Here is a 997-nt window from a genome sequence, read left to right on the forward strand (position 1 = left end):
GCCCGATGTCGATCGCGCTCATCGTCATCGTGCTGGGCGTGCTGCTTCTGCCGCGGCTGGCCAAGCGCATGAGCGACAGGAGGCTGCGCGCCACGGCCCGCTGAGCCGGGCGCCCCCTGCGCACCGGACGACCGGCGAGATGCCGACAGCTGTCGTGCGAGGAGACGGTTTCTTCATCGAAAGGGAATATCAACGAGAGAAACCACGGTTAATTGACAATCTTTCTTCACAGAAATAGACAATTGATAAATATCGTACCGCCATTTGAATTACGGGAATTGGCCCAATAACGCCATCTAGAATGCGGTGCAATGCTGCCAATGGGTGGCAATGAAGAAGTCCGACGAACAATGAGGCCGGCGCACCCGATGCGCCCAGGAACCTCAGGCAGGGAGCGCCGTGAAGCGCATTGTTGAAAGCAAAGCATCTCGCGGCGGCGAGAGGGCCATGAGGGCGTACTGGCCGAGGGGATTCTTCGGCTGGTTGGGCTATCTGCTGGATCATCGATTGCATGGCTACCAGCGACCTGTCGATTGGACTTCGGTGTGGGCCCTGGAGCACAGCGGCTACGGCCTGATGGTGTGCGCCGGCGATGCTGTCCTGCCGCTGCTCGGTGACGAAGTGGATGTCTTTCGCCTCGTGGCGGCCGGCCTCGGTGATCCGGAGATCGCCACCCTCATGCATCTCGCCGAGCCAAGGATTCGTGCGCTGCGACGAAAGATCGTCGATCAGCTCGGAGTTTCGCAACAAGCCGAGTTGGCCGCAATCGCCGCAACACACGGACTCAATGTTCAATCTCTGCGCGCCGCAGCCGGCTGAGCCGGCCGCTTCTGCTTCTGTCTCTCCCTCGTCCTTCAGTTCGCGTCCGAGCCGATGCCGAGCCCGGCGCTGGTGGTCGCCGCGATGCCGGCACCCTTGATGCGCTGGACTTCGGCCACGAACTCCGGGCCGTTGCGCATGCGCTGGTACATCGCGACCTGCGAGCGGTAGGCCGGGT

1 protein-coding gene is annotated in these 997 nt (G+C 62.1%); it reads left to right on the forward strand.

The window, feature by feature from the left end:
- Positions 1-399: 399 nt before the first annotated feature.
- The gene (locus AC1DTN_RS37330) at positions 400-819 is read left to right on the forward strand and encodes a helix-turn-helix domain-containing protein (RefSeq protein ID WP_477925131.1); all 420 of its coding nucleotides are present in this window, start codon (positions 400-402) and stop codon (positions 817-819) included.
- Positions 820-997: the final 178 nt, after the last annotated feature.

The sequence above is a fragment of the Rhizobium sp. 01T444 genome (genome assembly GCF_056398305.1).